This is a genomic window from Oceanisphaera submarina (assembly GCF_046521305.1).
In the GTDB taxonomy this organism is placed as follows: Bacteria; Pseudomonadota; Gammaproteobacteria; order Enterobacterales; family Aeromonadaceae; genus Oceanimonas; species Oceanimonas submarina.
Genome location: NZ_JBKGFN010000007.1, coordinates 1 through 18,110, shown reverse-complemented (window position 1 = coordinate 18,110; position 18,110 = coordinate 1). Strand labels below are relative to the sequence as shown.

The following is an 18,110-nucleotide window of genomic DNA, read 5'->3' as shown; positions in this document are numbered from 1 at the left end:
ATTCGATGTTAATAATTGCTCTGGTGTTTACGGTATTGATCCTGGTGTTGATCATCAAGGGCCTGATGATCATACAGCAGTCGGAAGCCGTGGTGATCGAGCGCCTCGGCAGTTATCAGAAAACCCTGAGTCCGGGCGTGAACTGGATTATTCCGCTTGTTGACAAGCCTCGCTCTATCAAGGTGCGGCGTTATCAGGCCATCGGCGGAGAAAACGTCGCCGTGGTGCAGGAAGAAACCCGCATCGACCGACGCGAGACGGTACTCGACTTTCCCGGTCAGTCGGTGATCACCGCCGACAACGTCAGCGTAACCGTGAACGGCGCCCTCTACTTTCAGGTCATCGATCCGGAGCGGGCCGTTTATCAGACCGAAAACCTGATCCAGGCTATCGAAATTCTGGCCAAAACCTCCTTGCGTTCTGAAATGGGCAAGATGGAGCTGGACAAGCTGTTCGAGTCCCGTCAGGAAATCAACGACAAGTTGCAGCTGGTGATGGACGAGGCGGGCAACAAGTGGGGCGTCAAGGTCACCCGGGTGGAGATACAGGACATATTGATCCCAACCGAAGTCGAAGACGCCATGCGCAAGCAGATGGCCGCCGAGCGGGAGCGCCGGGCCCTGGTCTTGCGCGCCAGTGGCGAACGGGAAGCGGCCATCGCCAAGGCGGAAGGTGAGAAGCGGTCCAGCATTCTGGTGGCCGAGGGTAAAAAAGAGGCTGCCATCCTGATGGCCGACGGCCAGCGTCAGGCCATCGATCAGGTATTGGCCGCCGGCAACGAGAAACTGGAGCCACAACTGGTGGTAGGTTATCTGCTGGGACTGGAATATCTGAAGACGCTGCCGGAAATTGGCAAGGAAGGGGATCGTATCTTCCTGCCGTTCGAAGCCAGCAACGTACTCGGTGCAGTAGGCAGCATCGAAGCCCTGCTCAAGGGCCCGTCAAAATAAACCTGGATTAATAAACCGGGATTAACGGGAAGCGCAGGCTTCCCGTTTTATTTTCGTCAATATTGAACATAATCATGCTGTCGGCGCAATGGTGGCAAGCGCGATAATGACACTCACAGAGAGTCGGTAGAGCGGGCCCTTTGTTCGGGGTTGATATGACAATCACACAGATCGACGGGTTAAATGGGACAGCTATCACTCCCGATCGCACAACAGTCGATAGGCCAGCATTGATATCAGGGCACAACCGCTCATGGTCAGCAGCATATACAGCGGTGAGCTGTCGGGCAGGGCGGAGACCACGGCGCCCACCAGGGCGGCGGTGCCAAAGCGTAGGGTGCCGGCCAGCGATGAGGCGGTACCCGCCAGATTGGGCAGGCTGCTGAGCAGACTGGCCATGGTATTGCTGCCGATGGTGGAAATGACACCGACATAGAGCATGATGGGTGCCACCACCGACCAGAGCCCCCAACCCAGCAGGGGCCCGATCGGCATCAGGAGTCCGGCCAATAGCTGCAACCCCAGTGCCAGTCGCAGCATGGTTTTCGACCCCAGCCGGTGCACCCATTTGCCGTTGAGGGTGGTGAACAGCATCAGGCTCAGCACGTTGAGTCCGAACAGATAACCGACGTGCTGGGGAGATACCCCGTAGAGTTCGATATAGATAAAAGAGGCGCCGGTGAGAAAGGCAAACATGCCGGCAAAGGAAAAGGCGCCACAGAGCATGAAGCCTAAGGCCTGACGAGTGCAGAGAAGGCGCAGGTAGCTGCGCAGGATCGACATCAGGTGCAACGGTTGTCGGCGTTCCGGTGTCAGGGTTTCCGGCAGCCGCAAGCTGCAGATCAGGGCTATCAGGGCGGTAACGCCGGCCAGCACCCAGAAAATGGAACGCCAGCCAAACCAGTGAGCCAGATGACCGCCCAGCATAGGGGCTATCAAGGGGGCCAGTGTCATTACCAGGGTGATATAGGCCATGGTGCGAGCGAAGTCTTCCCGGTCGAACAAATCGCGCACCAGCGCCTGTACCACCACTGCAGAGGCGGCGCCGGCAAAGCCCTGAGCCGCTCTGAGCCAGGTCAGGCTTTCGACGTTGGTAGCCAGGGCACAGAGCAGGGCACTCAGCATGAAAATCAACATGCCGCCGAGCAGTACCGGGCGGCGTCCGCGGGCGTCAGAAAGCGGGCCAAACAACAGCTGGCCGAGGGCGAAGCCGCCGGTGTAGGCGGCAAGGGTGGCCTGTACGCGATGGGAGTTACTGGATAGTGCGTCGGCGATGGCGGGCATGGCCGGCAGGTACATATCGATAGCCAATGGGGTGAGGGCAGACACGGCGCCCAGCAAGATAATCAGCGGTAAGGTGGCACTGGATGACATAACGCAGCAGGTTCCTCCGGAGCAACAACCAGGCTCCGAGCCTGCTGTTATTGCAATAAAGTCGTTGTAATTATTGGCAAAAAGTAACCAAAAATAACAAACAAAAAAAGCCAGGTACGAAATCCCTGTACCTGGCCTAGGGGAATGGCTCATATACTGAGCCGTGCGCTAGTGTGAAGGCACCAAAAAAAGGCGCACTTCGATTAAACTATCGGCCAGAATACGCCTACTCGCCAGAAACTGGCCAAAAAAGTTGTCCATTACCATGCAAACGACCGGATCCAGCCATTGTTACTAGAATAACATCGTTGCACAGACCAGGGGGACGGTAACGATTCCGGCTTGCAACCGGGATAACATGATATTACTGTATATACATACAGAATAGGAGTCAGTTATGGCAGTCATAATACAGTACCTGGTGGTAAGAAACGGAATCGATAAAATGACGTTTACCAATAAAAAAGACGCAGATGCCTACGATCGTCTGCTCGACCTGGCCGAGCACCTCGATGAGCTGCTGGCCGATGCCCCGATCAGCCTGAATGAGGCCGACCGAGAAGCATTGGCCCTGTATCTGGCACAGCATCAGGAGCAGTTGAGCGGGCCTAAAAAGAAGCCGGCAAAAAAAGCCGATAAGGTGACGGACAAGTCTGAAGCCGCTCATTCTACCGGTAATGACGACGATATTCAGGCCGTTGCCTGAATTGACCCCTCTGTTCTCATGCCTCACCACTGGCTAATAATACAGGGTGCGATATAAACCGGGCTGGTCCAGCAGCTCGTGATGGGTGCCCGACTGGCTGATCTTGCCGTCTTCGAATACCAGCACTCTATCCGCCTGGCGTACCGAGCTCAAGCGGTGCGCCACTATCAGGGTGGTCCTGCCCCGCAAAAATCCGGCCAGCGCCTGATGCAGTTTTTGCTCGGTTTCGGTATCCAGTGCCGAGGTAGCTTCATCCAGGATTACGATGGCCGGGTTTTTAAGCACCATGCGGGCAATGGCCAGTCGTTGCTGCTGCCCCCCCGACAGTTTGACGCCGCGCCGACCCACCTGAGTGTCCAGCCCCAGCTCCATGGCCGCTATCACCTGGTCCAGCTGTGCCACCCGCAATGCCTGCCATAGCGCCTCGTCGTCATGCATATCACCCAGACTCAGGTTTGAGCGTACCGTATCGTTGAACAGCACCGGTTGCTGCAGCACAGTGGCCACATGTTCACGAATGGTCGGAAATCCGATGTCCCGGCTATTGACGCCGCCAAAGCAGATGTCTCCGGCATCGGCCGGATACAGACCCAGCAGCAGCTGTATAAAGGTGGACTTGCCGCCGCCGCTGGCACCGACCAGCGCCACCTTCTCTCCGGCCCGGATCTGCAGGCTGACATCATCCAGCACCTTGCGCTCGCCGTTGTAGGAAAAGCTGAGCCCCTTCACCGAAATCGGCAGGGTAGTAGCGCCCTCGAAGGGGTCGGTGCGGCCCGTATGTTCGGGCTCGCCCCCGAGAGCCAGCATGCGGTTGATGCGCTTGAGCGCGGCGGTGGCGGCATAAAAGGAGTACTGCATGTTGAGTAAGTCCTGCACCGGTCCCATCATGAACCACAGATAGCTGAATACCGCGAAGATCTGGCCCACGGTCAGATCGGTATAGAGCACCATGATCATGCCGGTGGCTCGAAACAGCTCGACCCCGGACAGAAACAGTAAAAAACTGGCGCGACCGGCGGCTTCACTCTTCCAGGCATAGTCGATGGCGGTATCTCGTACTCCGCGGGCCCGGTCGATCACCCGCAGCATATAGTGGCGTTCCCGGTTGGCGGCCCGAATTTCGTGAATGCCGTCCAGGGTTTCCACCAGCGCCTGCTGAAACACCTCGAAGGCGCTGTTCTCGTTACGCTTCAGATGCTTGACCCGGGCCCCCAGCCGGCTGGAAAAATACACCACTACCGGGTTGAGCAGCAGAATAAAGAGCCCGAGCTGCCAGTTGAGTAGCAGTAGCACCACGGCCGTGCCGATCACGCTCAATATGCTGATCAGCAAACGGCTCAGGGTTTCCCCCAGGAATTTGTCCAGGGTCTCCACATCGGTGACAAAATGCGAACTGACGCTGCCGGCTCCGATGGACTCGAAGGCGCGCAGGGGGGTTCTGGTCAACTGGCGAGCCAACCGTCGACGGATCTGAAAGGTCAGGTGTTTGGCCACACGGGCAAACTGACGGCCCTGAATGATGTTGAACACCAGCGACAGACTGCGCAGCAGCAGGGTGATGACCAGTACTGCCAGAATATAGCCGACACCGGTCTGCCAGGCCGCGGGCAGCAGCCCGTCCAGTCCGCTCAACAGGCGGCCGGGGCTGTCCAGCAGCACTTCATCGACCAACAGGGGCATCAGCAGCGGCACCGGCACTGCCAGCAGGGTGCCGCACAGGGCAAAAAGATGCGCATAAATCAGCAGGGGGCGATGGCGCTGCATCATCCGAATGATGTTCGGCCACTGCAAAAGCGGGGCATTCAGCGTTTTTTTATCCATCAATCACCATCATCGGGTTTTCATTTGGGAAAAGGGCAGGTAAGTTAAGCAAAAATTAACGGCGCTCTGTACTTTATGTCTGAAAAGTCTGCATTTTACCAAAGCCTCACCGCTCAGGCACTTGCCCTGTGCGAAGGGGAGCCCAATCGTATTGCCAAGCTCGCGAACCTGTCCGCCCTGCTTAACCTGGCACTGGAAGACATCAACTGGGTGGGTTTTTATCTGCGCGAAGAAGATACCCTGGTATTGGGGCCTTTTCAGGGCAAACCGGCGTGCATCCGGATCCCGGTCGGCAAGGGAGTTTGTGGTACTGCCGCCGCCACCGATCAGGTACAGCGGATTGCCAATGTACATGAATTTTCCGGCCATATCGCCTGCGACGGGGCCAGCAACGCCGAAATCGTGCTGCCGTTGAGCCAGGGTGATGTGGTATGGGGCGTACTGGATATCGACAGCCCCTCGTTTGGACGTTTTGATGAAGAAGACGAAGCCGGTTTGCGGCACTGGGTAGCCGCCGTGTTACCCCTGTTGTAACGCCGGGGTCGCTTTTGTCGGTGTGCGCTTTATAATATGCATGTTTCAATGGGCGTTGCGCCCTCAGGTCTTACACCAAGGTATTTCATGGAAAACTCGGAAAAATTGAAAAACAGTAAAGAAGTCATTGCCTATCTGGCCGAATGCTTCCCCCAGTGCTTCGTAGCGACCGGCGAAGCCAAGCCGCTGAAAATTGGTATTTTTCAGGATCTGGCCGGCCGTCTGGCGGAGGATCCCAAGGTATCCAAGACCCTGCTGCGCACGGCGTTGCGTCAGTACACCTCCAGCTGGCGTTATCTGCACGGCCTCAAGGCCGGCCAGACTCGGGTAGACCTGGATGGCGAAGCTTGCGGTGAGTTGACCCAGGAACATGTCGATCATGCGAAGGGCGCGCTCAAGGAAAGCAAAGAAAAGGTGTTTGGCCCGCGCAAGGACAAGCCTGCCGCCAAAAAGCCCCGGCCCAAGCCCCGCAAGGTGGATCCGGCGGCTCTGACCGTAGAGCAGAATGTTAAAGTATTGCTGGGCAAGTCACCGGTTCCCGCTACCATTAAGGAAGTGACTCGTGATGATGTTCAGGTGGAGCTTAAAACCGGCATGTCCATGCGCGTCAAGTTTGAGCATCTTATTCTTTAAGGAGTAGGGTTTGATCAATCCCGGAATTCGTTTGTCTCTGGTAGCCGCCGGTATTATGGCTGCGGGAATCGCCTGGGCGGTACCGCCGTCCATCGATGCCTCCGCCATTCCTGTATTGGTACCGGAAAGTCAGCATGCGGCTGCCAGCAAGCGGGTTACCGCGCTGTTCACCCGTTCTCATTACCGTCAGTTTCAGCTTGATAATGCTTTCTCGGAAGTGATCTTCGATCGCTTTATCGAAAGTCTGGATTACAGCAAAAACGTCTTTACTCAGGCCGATGTCGCCCGTTTCGAGCGCTATCGCAACGAGTTCGACGATGCGCTGAGAGCCGGTCGACTCGATATTGCCTTCGATATGTATAACGACAGTCTGCAGCAACGCTATCAGCGTCTGGTGTATGCATTGTCGTTACTCGATACCCCCATGACCTTCGACGGTCAGGAGCAATATCAGTTCGATCGCCGCAAGGCTGACTGGCCCAAAGACAAGCAGGAGCTCGACCGGCTCTGGTCTCAGCGGGTCAAATACGACGCCCTGAGTCTGGCGCTGGCCGATAAAGACTGGGACGAGATCCGCGAGACCCTGGGCAAGCGTTACAACAATGCCATCAAGCGCCTGGCCCAGAGTGAAAGTGAAGATGCCTTCCAGAGCTTTGCCAATGCCTTTGCCCGTGCCATAGAGCCGCACACCAGTTATCTCAGCCCCCGCAATGCCGAACGTTTCGAGACCGAAATGAACCTTTCGCTCGAAGGCATCGGTGCCGTACTGCAGGCCGAAGACGACTATACGGTGATCCGCTCACTGGTACCGGGCGGCCCTGCGGCCAAGTCCGGTGAGCTGCAACCCGAAGATCGCATTATCGGGGTGGGGCAGAGTGCCGACAAGGTCACCGATGTGATCGGCTGGCGGCTGGATGAAGTGGTTGATCTGATCAAGGGCCGTAAAGGCACCAGGGTCTGGTTACAAATTCAGCGTGGCAAGGCGGTGACGGCGACGCCAAAAGTCATCGAGCTGATCCGTGACACCGTTCGACTGGAAGACAGAGCCGCCAACGGCAAGGTATTGCAGATCGACGGTGAAAACATCGGTGTTATCGAAATTCCGAGCTTCTACGTCAACCTCAGCGCCGATGTGGCGGAACAAATCAACAAGCTGAAAACCCAGGACATTCAAGGTCTGGTTATCGACTTGCGCGGCAATGGTGGTGGTGCTCTGACCGAGGCATCGTCCCTGACCGGGCTCTTTATCGACAGCGGCCCCGTGGTGCAGATCCGCGATGGTCTGGGCCGTATTTCGGTGAATGGCGACGAAGACGACATGCTGGCCTACGAGGGACCGATGACGGTGCTGGTTGATCGTTATTCTGCTTCGGCTTCCGAGATTTTTGCCGCCGCCATGAAAGACTATGGCCGGGCGGTCATCCTGGGTGAAAACACCTTTGGTAAAGGGACGGTACAACAGCATCGCAGCCTGTCGCGCATTTACGATCTCTATGAACACCCCATGGGTTTTGTGCAGTTTACCATCGCCAAGTTTTATCGTATCAACGGTGGCAGCACCCAGAACAGGGGCGTGCAACCGGATATCCCGTTCCCGACCCCCATAGTGGCCGATGAAACAGGCGAAAGTCTGGAGAAAAATGCCCTGCCCTGGGATCAGATTGCCAGCCTCGACTTCAAGCGTATTCGGGATCTGACACCGCTGCTGGGTCAGCTTCGTCAGCGCCATCAGGCGAGAATCGAGCAGGATCCCGAGTTTGTTTATGTCTTTGAAGACATCAAGGAATACAAGAAACTGAAAGACAAGGACTCGGTTTCACTCAATCTTGCCGAGCGCAAAACCGAGATGGAAGAGCAGGACGCCAAGTCTTTGGCTCGTCTTAACGACCGGTTACGGCGGGCCGGACTGGATCCGGTGGATTCCCTCGATAATACCCCCAGCGATTTTGAGCCGGATGACGGCTATCTGAAAGAAGCGGCACGCATTACTGCCGACCTGGCCCGACTGCTTGGCTGAACCCCAAGCCCGGATCCGGTTTGACCGGATCCGGGCTTTTTCTTAAAGCCCTCTCCGACGACGTTAACGAGATCTCCGCTATGACCCAAACAAAACCGCAAGTGCAATATCGCGAAGATTATCAGCCACCTCATTACTGGATTGATACCCTGGATCTGGACATTCAGCTGCACGACAGTACCACCGAAGTGGTGGCCATCAGCCGGGTGCGCCGCAATGGTGAACACGACGAGCCGTTGATACTGGACGGCGAGCAGCTCGAATTGCTGCGGGTGGCCATCAACGGAGTGGATATCGCACAATACCAGCAAACCGAGAGTGGACTTATCCTGTCTCAGTTGCCGGAAGAATTCGTACTGACCATCAGGACCCGACTCAATCCGGCCGCCAATACTGCGCTGGAAGGGTTGTACAAGTCGGGATCGGCGTTTTGCACCCAGTGTGAAGCCCAGGGTTTCAGACGTATCACCTATTACCTGGACAGACCCGATGTGCTGGCGCGGTTCAGTACCCGGATCACCGCCGATGAGAGCGCCTATCCCTATTTGCTGTCGAACGGTAACCGACTCGATCAGGGCAAACTCGATGATGGCCGTCACTGGGTGCAATGGCAGGATCCCTTTCCCAAGCCGGCTTACCTCTTTGCCTTGGTAGCGGGTGATTTCGACGTGCTGCGTGACAGCTACACCACCATGAGCGGACGGGACGTGGCGCTGGAGATCTTCGTCGACAAGGGTAATCTGCACCGGGCCGGGCATGCGATGGACAGCCTCAAGGCCTCCATGGCCTGGGATGAACAGCGTTGTCACCTGGAGTATGATCTCGATATCTACATGATAGTGGCGGTGGACTTTTTCAACATGGGTGCCATGGAAAACAAGGGTCTCAACGTTTTCAATGCCAAGTTTGTGCTGGCGGATGCCAACACGGCCACCGACAACGATTATCTGGATGTCGAACGGGTGATCGGTCACGAATACTTCCATAACTGGACCGGTAACCGGGTGACCTGCCGCGACTGGTTTCAGCTGTCGCTGAAGGAAGGGCTGACCGTGTTCCGGGATCAGGAGTTCTCGTCCGATCTGGGCTCGCGCACCGTGAACCGCATTCAGAATGTACGCATCATGCGTGGCCCCCAGTTTGCGGAAGACGCCGGTCCCATGGCGCATCCCATTCGTCCGGATGCGGTCATCGAAATGAACAACTTCTATACCCTGACCGTGTACGAGAAGGGCTCGGAAGTCATTCGTATGCTGCATACCCTGCTCGGCGAGCAGGCATTTCAGCGCGGGCTGACGCTGTATCTGCAGCGTCACGACGGCCAGGCCGCCACCTGTGAGGACTTTGTGACGGCGATGAGTGAGGCCAGCGGGCGGGACCTGACTCGTTTCAAACGCTGGTACAGCCAGGCCGGTACCCCGGTGCTGACCGTGACCGACGACTTTGATGCCGACCTACAGCGCTATACCCTGACCGTACGTCAGCATACCCCGGCTACCCGGGAGCAACCTGGCAAGCTGCCGCTGCATATTCCGCTCAGCCTGGCGCTTTATACCGAGCAGGGCGAGCCGCTGTCGCTGATGGTCAACGGCGACACCGTCGGCCCGGTACTGGATGTACTGGAAGCCGAACAGCGGTTTGTGTTCGAACAAATCCCGTCCCGGCCCGTTCCTGCGTTGTTGCAGGGTTTTTCCGCCCCGGTCAAGCTGGACTATCCCTATACCGATGAACAGCTGACCTTGCTGGCCAAGAGCAGTATCGACGAATTTGTGCGCTGGGACGCGGTGCAGATGCTGATCAACAAGGCCGTGGTGGACAATCTGGCTCGTCTGCAGCGCGGTGATGTGATCCAGGTGCCGCGCACCTTGATAGAGGTGTTTCGTACTACTCTGGAAGATGTTGCCCTGGATCGGGCTCTGCAGGCACAGATGCTGACGCTGCCGGATCTGGGCAGCCTGCTGGAACTGTTCGAACAGGTCGATATCGACTTGCTGGGCCAGGTACATCAGCAGCTGCATGTGGCGCTTGCAGAGGCCCTGCGGCCCCTGTGGCAGCAGGCCTATGAGCAGAACCTGACCCCCGAATACCGAATCGATCACCAGGATATAGCGCGGCGGGCGATGAAAAACGTGGCGCTCGGTTACCTCGCTCTGGCCGGCGATGCGGCGAAGACGCAACATCAGTATCAGGAAGCCGACAATATGACCGACACCCTGGCGGCCATGAAGGCGGCGGTACGGGCCGAGGCGGATGAGAGCGTGGCCATGCTGGCCGACTTTGAAGCCAAATGGCGTCAGGATGGCCTGGTGCTCGACAACTGGTTCCGGCTGCAGGCCACGGCGCCGGGTGAGGGGACGCTGGCGAAGGTAGCGCAACTGATGGATCACCCGACCTTCAGCCTGAACAACCCTAACCGGGTACGGGCCTTGGTCGGTGCCTTTATTACCGGTAACCCGGTGCAGTTTCATCGCATCGATGGCGCCGGCTATGACTTGCTGGTGTCGGTGCTGGAACAGCTCAACGACAGCAACCCGCAGGTGGCTTCGCGTCTGGTGACGCCACTTATCCAGTTTGCCCGGCTGGACGATGTTCGACAGGCCTTGATCAAGACGCGGCTACAGCAGTTGATGGCATTGCCGGCGCTGTCACGGGATTTGTTCGAAAAAATCAGCAAGGCACTGACCTGATGGAGAGGCTGCGTTTTCGTCTGTCCATCAGCAGAGCGCAGCTGCTGCAGTACTATCAGGGTCGCACCGCGGCCCTGTCGGTCATCACAGAGCAGGGTTTGCGCTTGCAGGTGGCCCTGCATCACTTTCGAGGTTTTGTCGGTCACGACGGCCTTAACGGCCGTTTTGAAATAGAGCTTACCGAGCAGCGTCAGTTGCATAGGCTCAACCGCCTGTCCTGATAATAAACGCATATCCATGCAGAGCATGGATATGCCGTCGGCTACCTTTCCGTGCCTGAACACTCCTTCCTTTTGTTGTTTTAGGTAGCATAATCTGCTTTTTTACTATTTCTTTATTTTCATGGTTTTCGTTTTAATATGAATAACTATTCCGCCTCTATTGCACCATATTGCCCTTAACAAGCATCCATATCATCAAGAAACAATTCATTTACTTTCAGAGTATTCTTTGGTGAAAGGTTTTTTTCACTTTGTATATATTCTGCCCACTCGTGATCGGGTCGATATTTTGAGACCTTTTTCTTTGGCTTTGCTCGCATTCGAAATAGTGCGGGCTTACACTGTTTTTGTCCCGTTGGGGCCCTACTTCCCCCATGGTCATTGCCTGTATCCGAGGAACACGAAGCCATGATATTTAAAGACGCAGCAACGTCCGTTTTACTTGAAAATGTGAATCAATTGGTAGATGACAAGTTTTCCGATAATACCGCCCCCCTGGTAAATACCTTCGTCAGCAAGCTTTATAGCGGTATGACCTATGACGATCTGAATCATCGTAATGATAGCGATCTGTATGGTGCTGCTGTCAGTCTGTGGGGCTTTTTTGAAACTCGGGCCGAACAAACGCCGTATGTGCGAGTCTATAATCCCGAATTGTCCCGCAACGGTTGGCAGTCCCCTCACACCATCGTCGAACTGATCATCAAAGACGCGCCTTTTCTGGTGGACTCCATCCGTATGGTACTGACCCGGCTGGGCATTACTTCACACCTGATGCTGCACCAGCCGATGCACCTGGTGCGCGATGAGCAGGGTAAACTGCAACAGATACTGTCGAGCAGTGAACAGAAAAAACAGAATCGGGTAGAAACCGCCTTTCTGATCGAGATCGACAGGCAGCCCCAGGCGAAGACTCGTGATCACCTTCGCGACGAGTTGCTGTCGGTGGTAGAAGAAGTGTCGCTGATGGTCGGCGACTGGCAGCCGATGGTGGAGCGCTTCGGCGACATCATCAAGGAGCTGCCCAGGCAGGCCAAGGGCGCCAAGCCGGAACACCTGAAAGAAACCCTGTCTTTTCTGAGCTGGGTGGCAGATCACAATTTTACCCTGATGGGCTACCGTCGTTATCATATTTCCGCCATCGAGGGTGACTACGAGCTGGTGCCCGAGCAAGACACCAGCCTGGGTTTACTGCGTCATGTACAAAAGGGCGATAGCCTCAAATTCAGCAGCCTGACTGCGACCGCTCGCGAGGCGGCGCTGAGCAAGGATATTCTGGTACTGACCAAGACCAATCATAAATCCCGGGTACACAGACCCGCCTATATCGATTACATCGGCATCAAGCGTTTCGACGATAAGGGCAATGTGGTCGGGGAAGATCGCTTTATCGGCCTGTATGCCTCCAGCATCTATAACACCAGTGCCATGCAGATCCCGCTGATCGGCGCCAAGCTCAGACGTATCATCGACGGCTCCGGCCTGGAGCTTGGCTCTCATGCCTACAAGGCGCTGCTTAATATTCTGGAAACCTATCCGCGCGACGAGCTGATCCAGGCGACCGAAAAGGAACTGCTCGATATCGGCATGGGGGTGCTGGGCATGCAGGAGCGGGACATGACCCGGCTCTTTGTACGCCGGGATCTGTTCGGCCGCTTCTTCTCCTGCATGGTGTATGTCACCAAGGAACGCTACAACACGGCGCTGCGTGAAAAAACCCAGCGCATATTGCAGCGTTATTTTGGCTCTGAAGAAGAAGTGGAATTCACCACCTATTTTTCGGAAGGCGTACTGGCCCGTACCCATTATCTGATCCGGGTACCGAACAATTCGATGGATATCAACGTGAACGAAATTCAGGCAAATCTGATTGAAGCGGCTCGCAGCTGGGAAGACAAGCTGGAGCAGTCGCTGTCTATCAGCTTCGGTGAAGCCGAAAGCAATCGACTGAAAGAAAAATATCGCAATGCCTTTCCACGTGCCTATACCGAAGAGGTGATGCCCGGCTCTGCAGTGGGCGATATCGAAAAGCTGGAAGGACTGAACGATAACAGCCCGCTGGGTATGCTGTTCTATCGGGCTCAGGAAGAAGAGCGGGACTCCAATCGGGTACGTCTCAAGCTGTATCACAGAGCCGAGCCCATTCATCTGTCCGACGTCCTGCCGATGCTGGAAAACATGGGGCTGCGGGTGATCGGTGAAACGCCGCATGAAATCGAGTGTGTCGATGAAACTTTCTGGATCCTCGACTTTTCCATGTACTACACCGGCTCGCCGCTCGATCTGGACAGCAGTCAGGAGCGGTTCCAGAAAGCCTTCGCCCAAGTGTGGAACAACGAGCTGGAAAGTGACGGTTTCAATCGCCTGGTACTGGCGGCGGGGCTGAGTGGTCGCGAAGTAACCATACTGCGTGCCTACGCCAAGTATATGCGCCAGACCGGTGTAACCTTCAGCCAGAGTTATATCGAAGAAACCCTGTCTCGCTATCCGGAACTGGCAGCCCTGCTGTTCAGCCTGTTTCAGCGCCGCTTCTCGCCCAAGCTCAAGCAGGATCCCAAGCAACAGCAGAAACTGCATCAGCAGCTGATTGACGAGCTGGACAAGGTCGCCAACCTGGACGATGACCGCATCATCCGCCGCTATATGGAAATGATCGAAGCGACCCTGAGAACCAACTTCTATCAGCCCGCCGTTGATGGCAGCGACAAGACTTATATCTCATTCAAGATGGCACCCGAAACCATCAGCGACATGCCGTTGCCCTTGCCCAAGTTCGAGATTTTCGTTTACTCGCCGCGGGTGGAAGGGGTGCATCTGCGCTGGGGCAAGGTGGCTCGGGGTGGTTTGCGCTGGTCCGACCGTCGGGAAGACTTCCGTACCGAAGTGCTCGGCCTGGTGAAGGCGCAGCAGGTCAAGAACACCGTCATAGTGCCGGTCGGCGCCAAGGGCGGTTTTGTCTGCAAGCAACTGCCGGTCGGTGACAGGGCCGCCTTCCTCAAGGAAGGACAGAACTGCTACCGCCTGTTTATTCGAGCGCTGCTCGACGTGACCGACAACATCATTCAGGGTGAAGTGATTCCGCCCAAGAATGTGGTGCGCCATGACGAAGACGATTATTACCTGGTGGTAGCGGCCGACAAGGGCACCGCGACCTTCTCCGACATCGCCAACGAAATCAGCGCCGAATATGGCCACTGGCTGGGCGATGCCTTCGCCTCCGGCGGCTCTGTCGGTTACGATCACAAGAAGATGGGTATTACCGCCCGCGGTGCCTGGGAATCGGTGAAGCGCCACTTCCGGGAAATCGGTATCGATTGCCAACAGACCGACTTTACCTGTGTTGGCATCGGTGACATGGCTGGCGATGTGTTTGGTAATGGCATGCTGTTGTCTGAACATACCCGTCTGGTGGGCGCCTTCAATCACCTGCACATCTTCATCGACCCGGAACCGGATGCCGCCAGCACCTACAAGGAGCGGGAGCGTCTGTTCAATACACCGGGCTGCAGCTGGGATGATTATGATCGCAGCCTGATCTCCGATGGCGGTGGCATCTTCCTGCGCTCGGCCAAGTCGATCAAGCTCAGCCCGCAGATGAAAAAGCTGCTGGGCACCCAGAAGGCGACGCTGACCCCGACCGAGGTGATCCGTCATCTGTTGATGGCCGACATCGATCTGCTGTGGAATGGCGGCATCGGCACCTACGTCAAATCACGCCGGGAAAGCGATGCCGAAGTGGGCGACCGCGCCAATGATGCAGTACGGGTAAACGGTGAAGATCTTCGTACCCGTATCGTGGGCGAGGGCGGTAACCTGGGCTGTACCCAGCTGGGCCGGATTGAATATGCCGGTAAAGGCGGGCGCATCAATACCGACTTCACCGATAACGTCGGGGGGGTGGATTGCTCGGATAACGAGGTCAACATCAAGATCCTGCTCAACTCCCTGGTCGACAAGGGTGAACTGACCAAGAAGCATCGGGATCAACTGCTGTACGACATGACCGAGAACGTGACCGACATAGTGCTGACCAACGCCTACCGCCAGTCCCAGACCATCTCCATTACCGAGCATCGTGGTGCCAGCCCGCTGAAGGAGCATCAGCACTTCATGCACTGGCTGGAGCGGGAAGGGAAACTCGATCGCAATCTGGAATATCTGCCTAACGACGAAGAGCTGGCCGAGCGCATGGCTGCCGGTCGTGGTCTGACTCGTCCCGAGCTGGCCATTCTGGTGGCTTACGGCAAGATGGTGCTGAAAGACATGCTCAACGTGCCCGAGCTGACCGATAACGACTATATCGCCCGCCTGCTGCCATCCAGCATGCCGGCCAAGTTGGTGGAACGGTTCGGTGAGGCGCTGATGGAGCATCCGCTGCGCAGTGAAATTATCGCCACCCGCCTGGCCAATATCATGGTCAACGACATGGGCTTCAACTTCGCCAACCGGCTGCAGGATGAAACCGGTGCCAGCATGTGCGACATCGCCATCAGCTTTATGATTGCCCGTGAAGTATTCGGCATGAACCAGCTGCTGCGCGATATCGAGGCGCTGGACAACAAGGTGGCGGCAGCTACCCAACTGGATATGTTCTATCAGGTGCGGCGTATGGTTCGCCGGGCGACCCGCTGGTTCCTGCGTTCACGTAACCGTAACCAGAGCATCGAGCAAACCATTGCCCAGTTCAAGCCGGCCTATGTGACCCTGGCCGAACATCTCTATCAGGTGATGGTGGAGTCCGAGGTCAAGGAGCACAAGAACGATGTCGCCAGGCTCGAGAAACAGGAGGTGCCGACCGACGTGGCCGAGCGAGTAGCTCAGATGAGCAGTCTGTTCTCTGCCCTGGATCTGGCCCAGGTCGCAGCCGAGCATGACAGGGATATTCGGGTGGTGGCCGAGCTGTACTTCCACCTGGGATCCGAGCTGGAGCTGCACTGGTTCCTGGAACAGATCAACAAGCAGGCGGTGGGTAACCACTGGCAGGCTCTGGCCCGGGCCGCCTTCCGGGAAGATCTGGATTATCAGCAGCGTAGCCTGACGTCAGTGGTATTGAAACGCTGTAAAGCCAAGGTTGAATGCGCTAACATGCTCGACCAGTGGCTTGATGAGCATGAGCAGTTGCTGAATCGCTGGCGCCACCTGCTGGCGGACTTCAAGGCGTCCGGCAGTCATGAGTTTGCCCAGTTCTCGGTCGCCATGCGCGAGCTGAACCTGCTCCATCTCAATTGTATGAACGCCGTCTAAATAACACGGTGTAACACACAAAAGCCCCGGCCATGACCGGGGCTTTTTTATGAGGAAAAATACGTGTATTCACTGGTTAAACCCCTGCTTTTTCAATGTGACCCCGAGCATGTCCACGAGCTGACCATCAAGGGGCTGGCCAAGTCCCAGCACGGCCCGCTGGCGGCCTTGTATCGTCGTCCGAAAATCCATAACCCGGTACAGCTGATGGGGCTGACCTTCGATAATCCGGTGGGGTTGGCCGCGGGTCTCGACAAGAACGGAGATTGTATCGATGCCTTCGCCGCCATGGGATTCGGCTTTATTGAAATTGGTACCGTCACGCCGCGGGCCCAGCAAGGCAATGAACAGCCGCGGTTGTTTCGTATCAAGGAAGCCGATGCCATCATCAACCGGATGGGATTCAATAATAACGGCATCGATTATTTAATCGAGAATGTTAAAAAATCCCGCTACACCGGTGTGCTGGGTATCAATATTGGCAAGAACAAAGATACTCCGATAGAGCAGGGTAAAGACGATTATCTGATTTGCATGGATAAAGCCTATGCCCATGCCGGCTATATAACCGTGAATATCTCTTCGCCCAATACCCCGGGCCTGCGCTCGCTGCAATACGGTGAAGCACTCGACGACTTGTTGTCTTCGCTTAAACAGAAACAGCGGCAACTGGCCGAGCAACATAACAAGCAGGTGCCGCTGCTGGTCAAGATAGCACCGGACTTGTCGATGGAAGAAATCGAGCAGGTGGCCGATAGCCTGGTGCGTTTTGAGATTGATGGTGTGATTGCCACCAATACCACCTTGGATCGGGAGCTGGTGTTCGACTTGCCTCATGCTCATGAAGCCGGGGGCCTGAGTGGACGGCCGGTACAGAATAAAAGTACCCAGGTGATAAAGGAGTTATCGCGTCGGCTCGATGGTCGCTTGCCAATTATCGGCGTCGGGGGGATCGATTCACTGACTGCCGCCAGAGAAAAAATGGCGGCTGGCGCCGGCCTGGTACAGGTGTATTCCGGCTTTATTTATCAGGGACCGGCACTGGTTCAACGTCTGGCCCGACACCTGTAACCAATATTAGAGGTCTTATTATTTGCTCCCCACGCCTAAATACAATATAAATTAAGGAACTGGGGAGCCATATCATAATTTTGTTATCACAAGGTGTGACAGGGATGATACTACAACCAAACGACGGCTGGCGCTGGTTTATGGGCGAAGATCAACACCTGATGCTGGATTTAGGGGCGGAAATGCTGTTCAGTACGCCTTACATCAAGAAGCAACTGGTGTGCTCCGATAATATGGATCAGTGTTTTTCGGTAGAGGATACCGGCCTCTATTACCGTTTTCTCGATAAACTTGGCGCGATCGGCGCGCCTGCGCAACGGGTGCAGGCCGCCTTGAACGGCATTGCCATCGCCCGTTTTTATAAACCACTGATGCCACAGAGTTGGTTTTTCGAGCCACAGGCCGATTATCATCAGCCTCAACTGGGTGAGCTGATTGCGCTTGATGTCCAGACCGAGTTGCTGACCTTAATGGTGGTGGAAACCTCGCCGTCGGCGACGGTCTGCATGTCTTTGTCGGCGGAGCAACTGCTGGCGGGAACCAAGCAATTATCGACATTTGGTGCCATCAAGGTGATGAACGACAGGATCATCAGCCTGGAAGCATCTTGCCAGGAAGAAGAAATAAGAAAAGTAGGGTGAAAACACAGTCATAATCGGTAAACGATCAGCGGCAAGAAAATATGATTGGATTTAACAGCCTGACTCAGAAATTGATTTGATAAATAGGCACGGATAATAAATAGCGACGAGGGAGAACAGGGTAGGGGATACGTACACAACAAGTTGGTTGCGGGAGCCGGATTTGAACCGACGACCTTCGGGTTATGAGCCCGACGAGCTACCAGACTGC

12 protein-coding genes are annotated in these 18,110 nt (G+C 55.9%); 10 read left to right on the top strand and 2 right to left on the bottom strand.

The window, feature by feature from the left end; translation table 11 throughout:
- Positions 1 to 5: 5 nt before the first annotated feature.
- A complete protein-coding gene (locus tag ACLEIV_RS08450) occupies positions 6 to 950 on the top strand; it encodes an SPFH domain-containing protein (protein ID WP_410456213.1) in 945 nt (314 codons plus the stop codon).
- Between the two features lie 195 nt (positions 951 to 1,145).
- Here ACLEIV_RS08450 and ACLEIV_RS08445 read toward each other — a convergent pair whose 3' ends face one another.
- Positions 1,146 to 2,324: a Bcr/CflA family multidrug efflux MFS transporter gene (locus tag ACLEIV_RS08445; RefSeq protein ID WP_410456212.1), complete on the bottom strand. Its 1,179-nt coding sequence runs from the start codon at positions 2,322 to 2,324 to the stop codon at positions 1,146 to 1,148.
- Between the two features lie 397 nt (positions 2,325 to 2,721).
- Here ACLEIV_RS08445 and ACLEIV_RS08440 point away from each other — a divergent pair, with 397 nt between their 5' ends.
- Positions 2,722 to 3,030: a YebG family protein gene (locus ACLEIV_RS08440; protein WP_410456211.1), complete on the top strand. Its 309-nt coding sequence runs from the start codon at positions 2,722 to 2,724 to the stop codon at positions 3,028 to 3,030.
- Positions 3,031 to 3,063: 33 nt separating this feature from the next.
- Here ACLEIV_RS08440 and ACLEIV_RS08435 read toward each other — a convergent pair whose 3' ends face one another.
- Positions 3,064 to 4,851 carry an ABC transporter ATP-binding protein gene (locus ACLEIV_RS08435; RefSeq protein ID WP_410456210.1) on the bottom strand — a complete coding sequence of 596 codons (1,788 nt, stop codon included), beginning with the start codon at positions 4,849 to 4,851 and terminating at the stop codon, positions 3,064 to 3,066.
- Positions 4,852 to 4,926: 75 nt separating this feature from the next.
- Between ACLEIV_RS08435 and ACLEIV_RS08430 the strand changes: the two genes are divergently transcribed.
- From ACLEIV_RS08430 to ACLEIV_RS08395, 8 genes are all read left to right on the top strand, one after another.
- A complete protein-coding gene (locus tag ACLEIV_RS08430) occupies positions 4,927 to 5,385 on the top strand; it encodes a GAF domain-containing protein (protein ID WP_410456209.1) in 459 nt (152 codons plus the stop codon).
- 87 nt (positions 5,386 to 5,472) lie between these two features.
- Positions 5,473 to 6,018, top strand: a complete 546-nt coding sequence (proQ, locus tag ACLEIV_RS08425) for an RNA chaperone ProQ (protein WP_410456208.1) — start codon at positions 5,473 to 5,475, stop codon at positions 6,016 to 6,018.
- Between the two features lie 10 nt (positions 6,019 to 6,028).
- Positions 6,029 to 8,035: a carboxy terminal-processing peptidase gene (gene prc / locus ACLEIV_RS08420; RefSeq protein ID WP_410456207.1), complete on the top strand. Its 2,007-nt coding sequence runs from the start codon at positions 6,029 to 6,031 to the stop codon at positions 8,033 to 8,035.
- Positions 8,036 to 8,115: 80 nt separating this feature from the next.
- Positions 8,116 to 10,722 (top strand): aminopeptidase N, encoded by a 2,607-nt coding sequence (gene pepN / locus ACLEIV_RS08415; protein ID WP_410456206.1) that lies wholly within the window; start codon positions 8,116 to 8,118, stop codon positions 10,720 to 10,722.
- Positions 10,722 to 10,943, top strand: coding sequence for a DUF2835 family protein (locus ACLEIV_RS08410; protein WP_410456205.1), 222 nt, complete (start codon positions 10,722 to 10,724; stop codon positions 10,941 to 10,943). The genes pepN and ACLEIV_RS08410 overlap by 1 nt, the downstream gene beginning before the upstream one ends.
- A gap of 408 nt (positions 10,944 to 11,351) precedes the next feature.
- On the top strand, positions 11,352 to 16,187 hold the full coding sequence (locus ACLEIV_RS08405) for an NAD-glutamate dehydrogenase (RefSeq protein ID WP_410456204.1): 4,836 nt from the start codon (positions 11,352 to 11,354) through the stop codon (positions 16,185 to 16,187).
- Positions 16,188 to 16,250: 63 nt separating this feature from the next.
- Positions 16,251 to 17,258, top strand: a complete 1,008-nt coding sequence (pyrD, locus tag ACLEIV_RS08400; RefSeq protein WP_410456203.1) for a quinone-dependent dihydroorotate dehydrogenase — start codon at positions 16,251 to 16,253, stop codon at positions 17,256 to 17,258.
- 104 nt (positions 17,259 to 17,362) lie between these two features.
- On the top strand, positions 17,363 to 17,899 hold the full coding sequence (locus tag ACLEIV_RS08395; RefSeq protein WP_410456202.1) for a cell division protein ZapC domain-containing protein: 537 nt from the start codon (positions 17,363 to 17,365) through the stop codon (positions 17,897 to 17,899).
- Positions 17,900 to 18,110 lie beyond the last annotated feature (211 nt).

Excerpts from the sequence above, each read along its gene's own strand:
- pepN (WP_410456206.1), top strand. The coding sequence starts at position 8,116 with ATGACCCAAACAAAACCGCAAGTGCAATATCGCGAAGATTATCAGCCA.
- ACLEIV_RS08410 (WP_410456205.1), top strand. The coding sequence starts at position 10,722 with ATGGAGAGGCTGCGTTTTCGTCTGTCCATCAGCAGAGCGCAGCTGCTG.
- ACLEIV_RS08440 (WP_410456211.1), top strand. The coding sequence starts at position 2,722 with ATGGCAGTCATAATACAGTACCTGGTGGTAAGAAACGGAATCGATAAA.
- ACLEIV_RS08430 (WP_410456209.1), top strand. The coding sequence starts at position 4,927 with ATGTCTGAAAAGTCTGCATTTTACCAAAGCCTCACCGCTCAGGCACTT.
- ACLEIV_RS08450 (WP_410456213.1), top strand. The coding sequence starts at position 6 with ATGTTAATAATTGCTCTGGTGTTTACGGTATTGATCCTGGTGTTGATC.
- ACLEIV_RS08445 (WP_410456212.1), bottom strand. The coding sequence starts at position 2,324 with ATGTCATCCAGTGCCACCTTACCGCTGATTATCTTGCTGGGCGCCGTG.
- ACLEIV_RS08435 (WP_410456210.1), bottom strand. The coding sequence starts at position 4,851 with ATGGATAAAAAAACGCTGAATGCCCCGCTTTTGCAGTGGCCGAACATC.
- ACLEIV_RS08395 (WP_410456202.1), top strand. The coding sequence starts at position 17,363 with ATGATACTACAACCAAACGACGGCTGGCGCTGGTTTATGGGCGAAGAT.
- proQ (WP_410456208.1), top strand. The coding sequence starts at position 5,473 with ATGGAAAACTCGGAAAAATTGAAAAACAGTAAAGAAGTCATTGCCTAT.
- ACLEIV_RS08405 (WP_410456204.1), top strand. The coding sequence starts at position 11,352 with ATGATATTTAAAGACGCAGCAACGTCCGTTTTACTTGAAAATGTGAAT.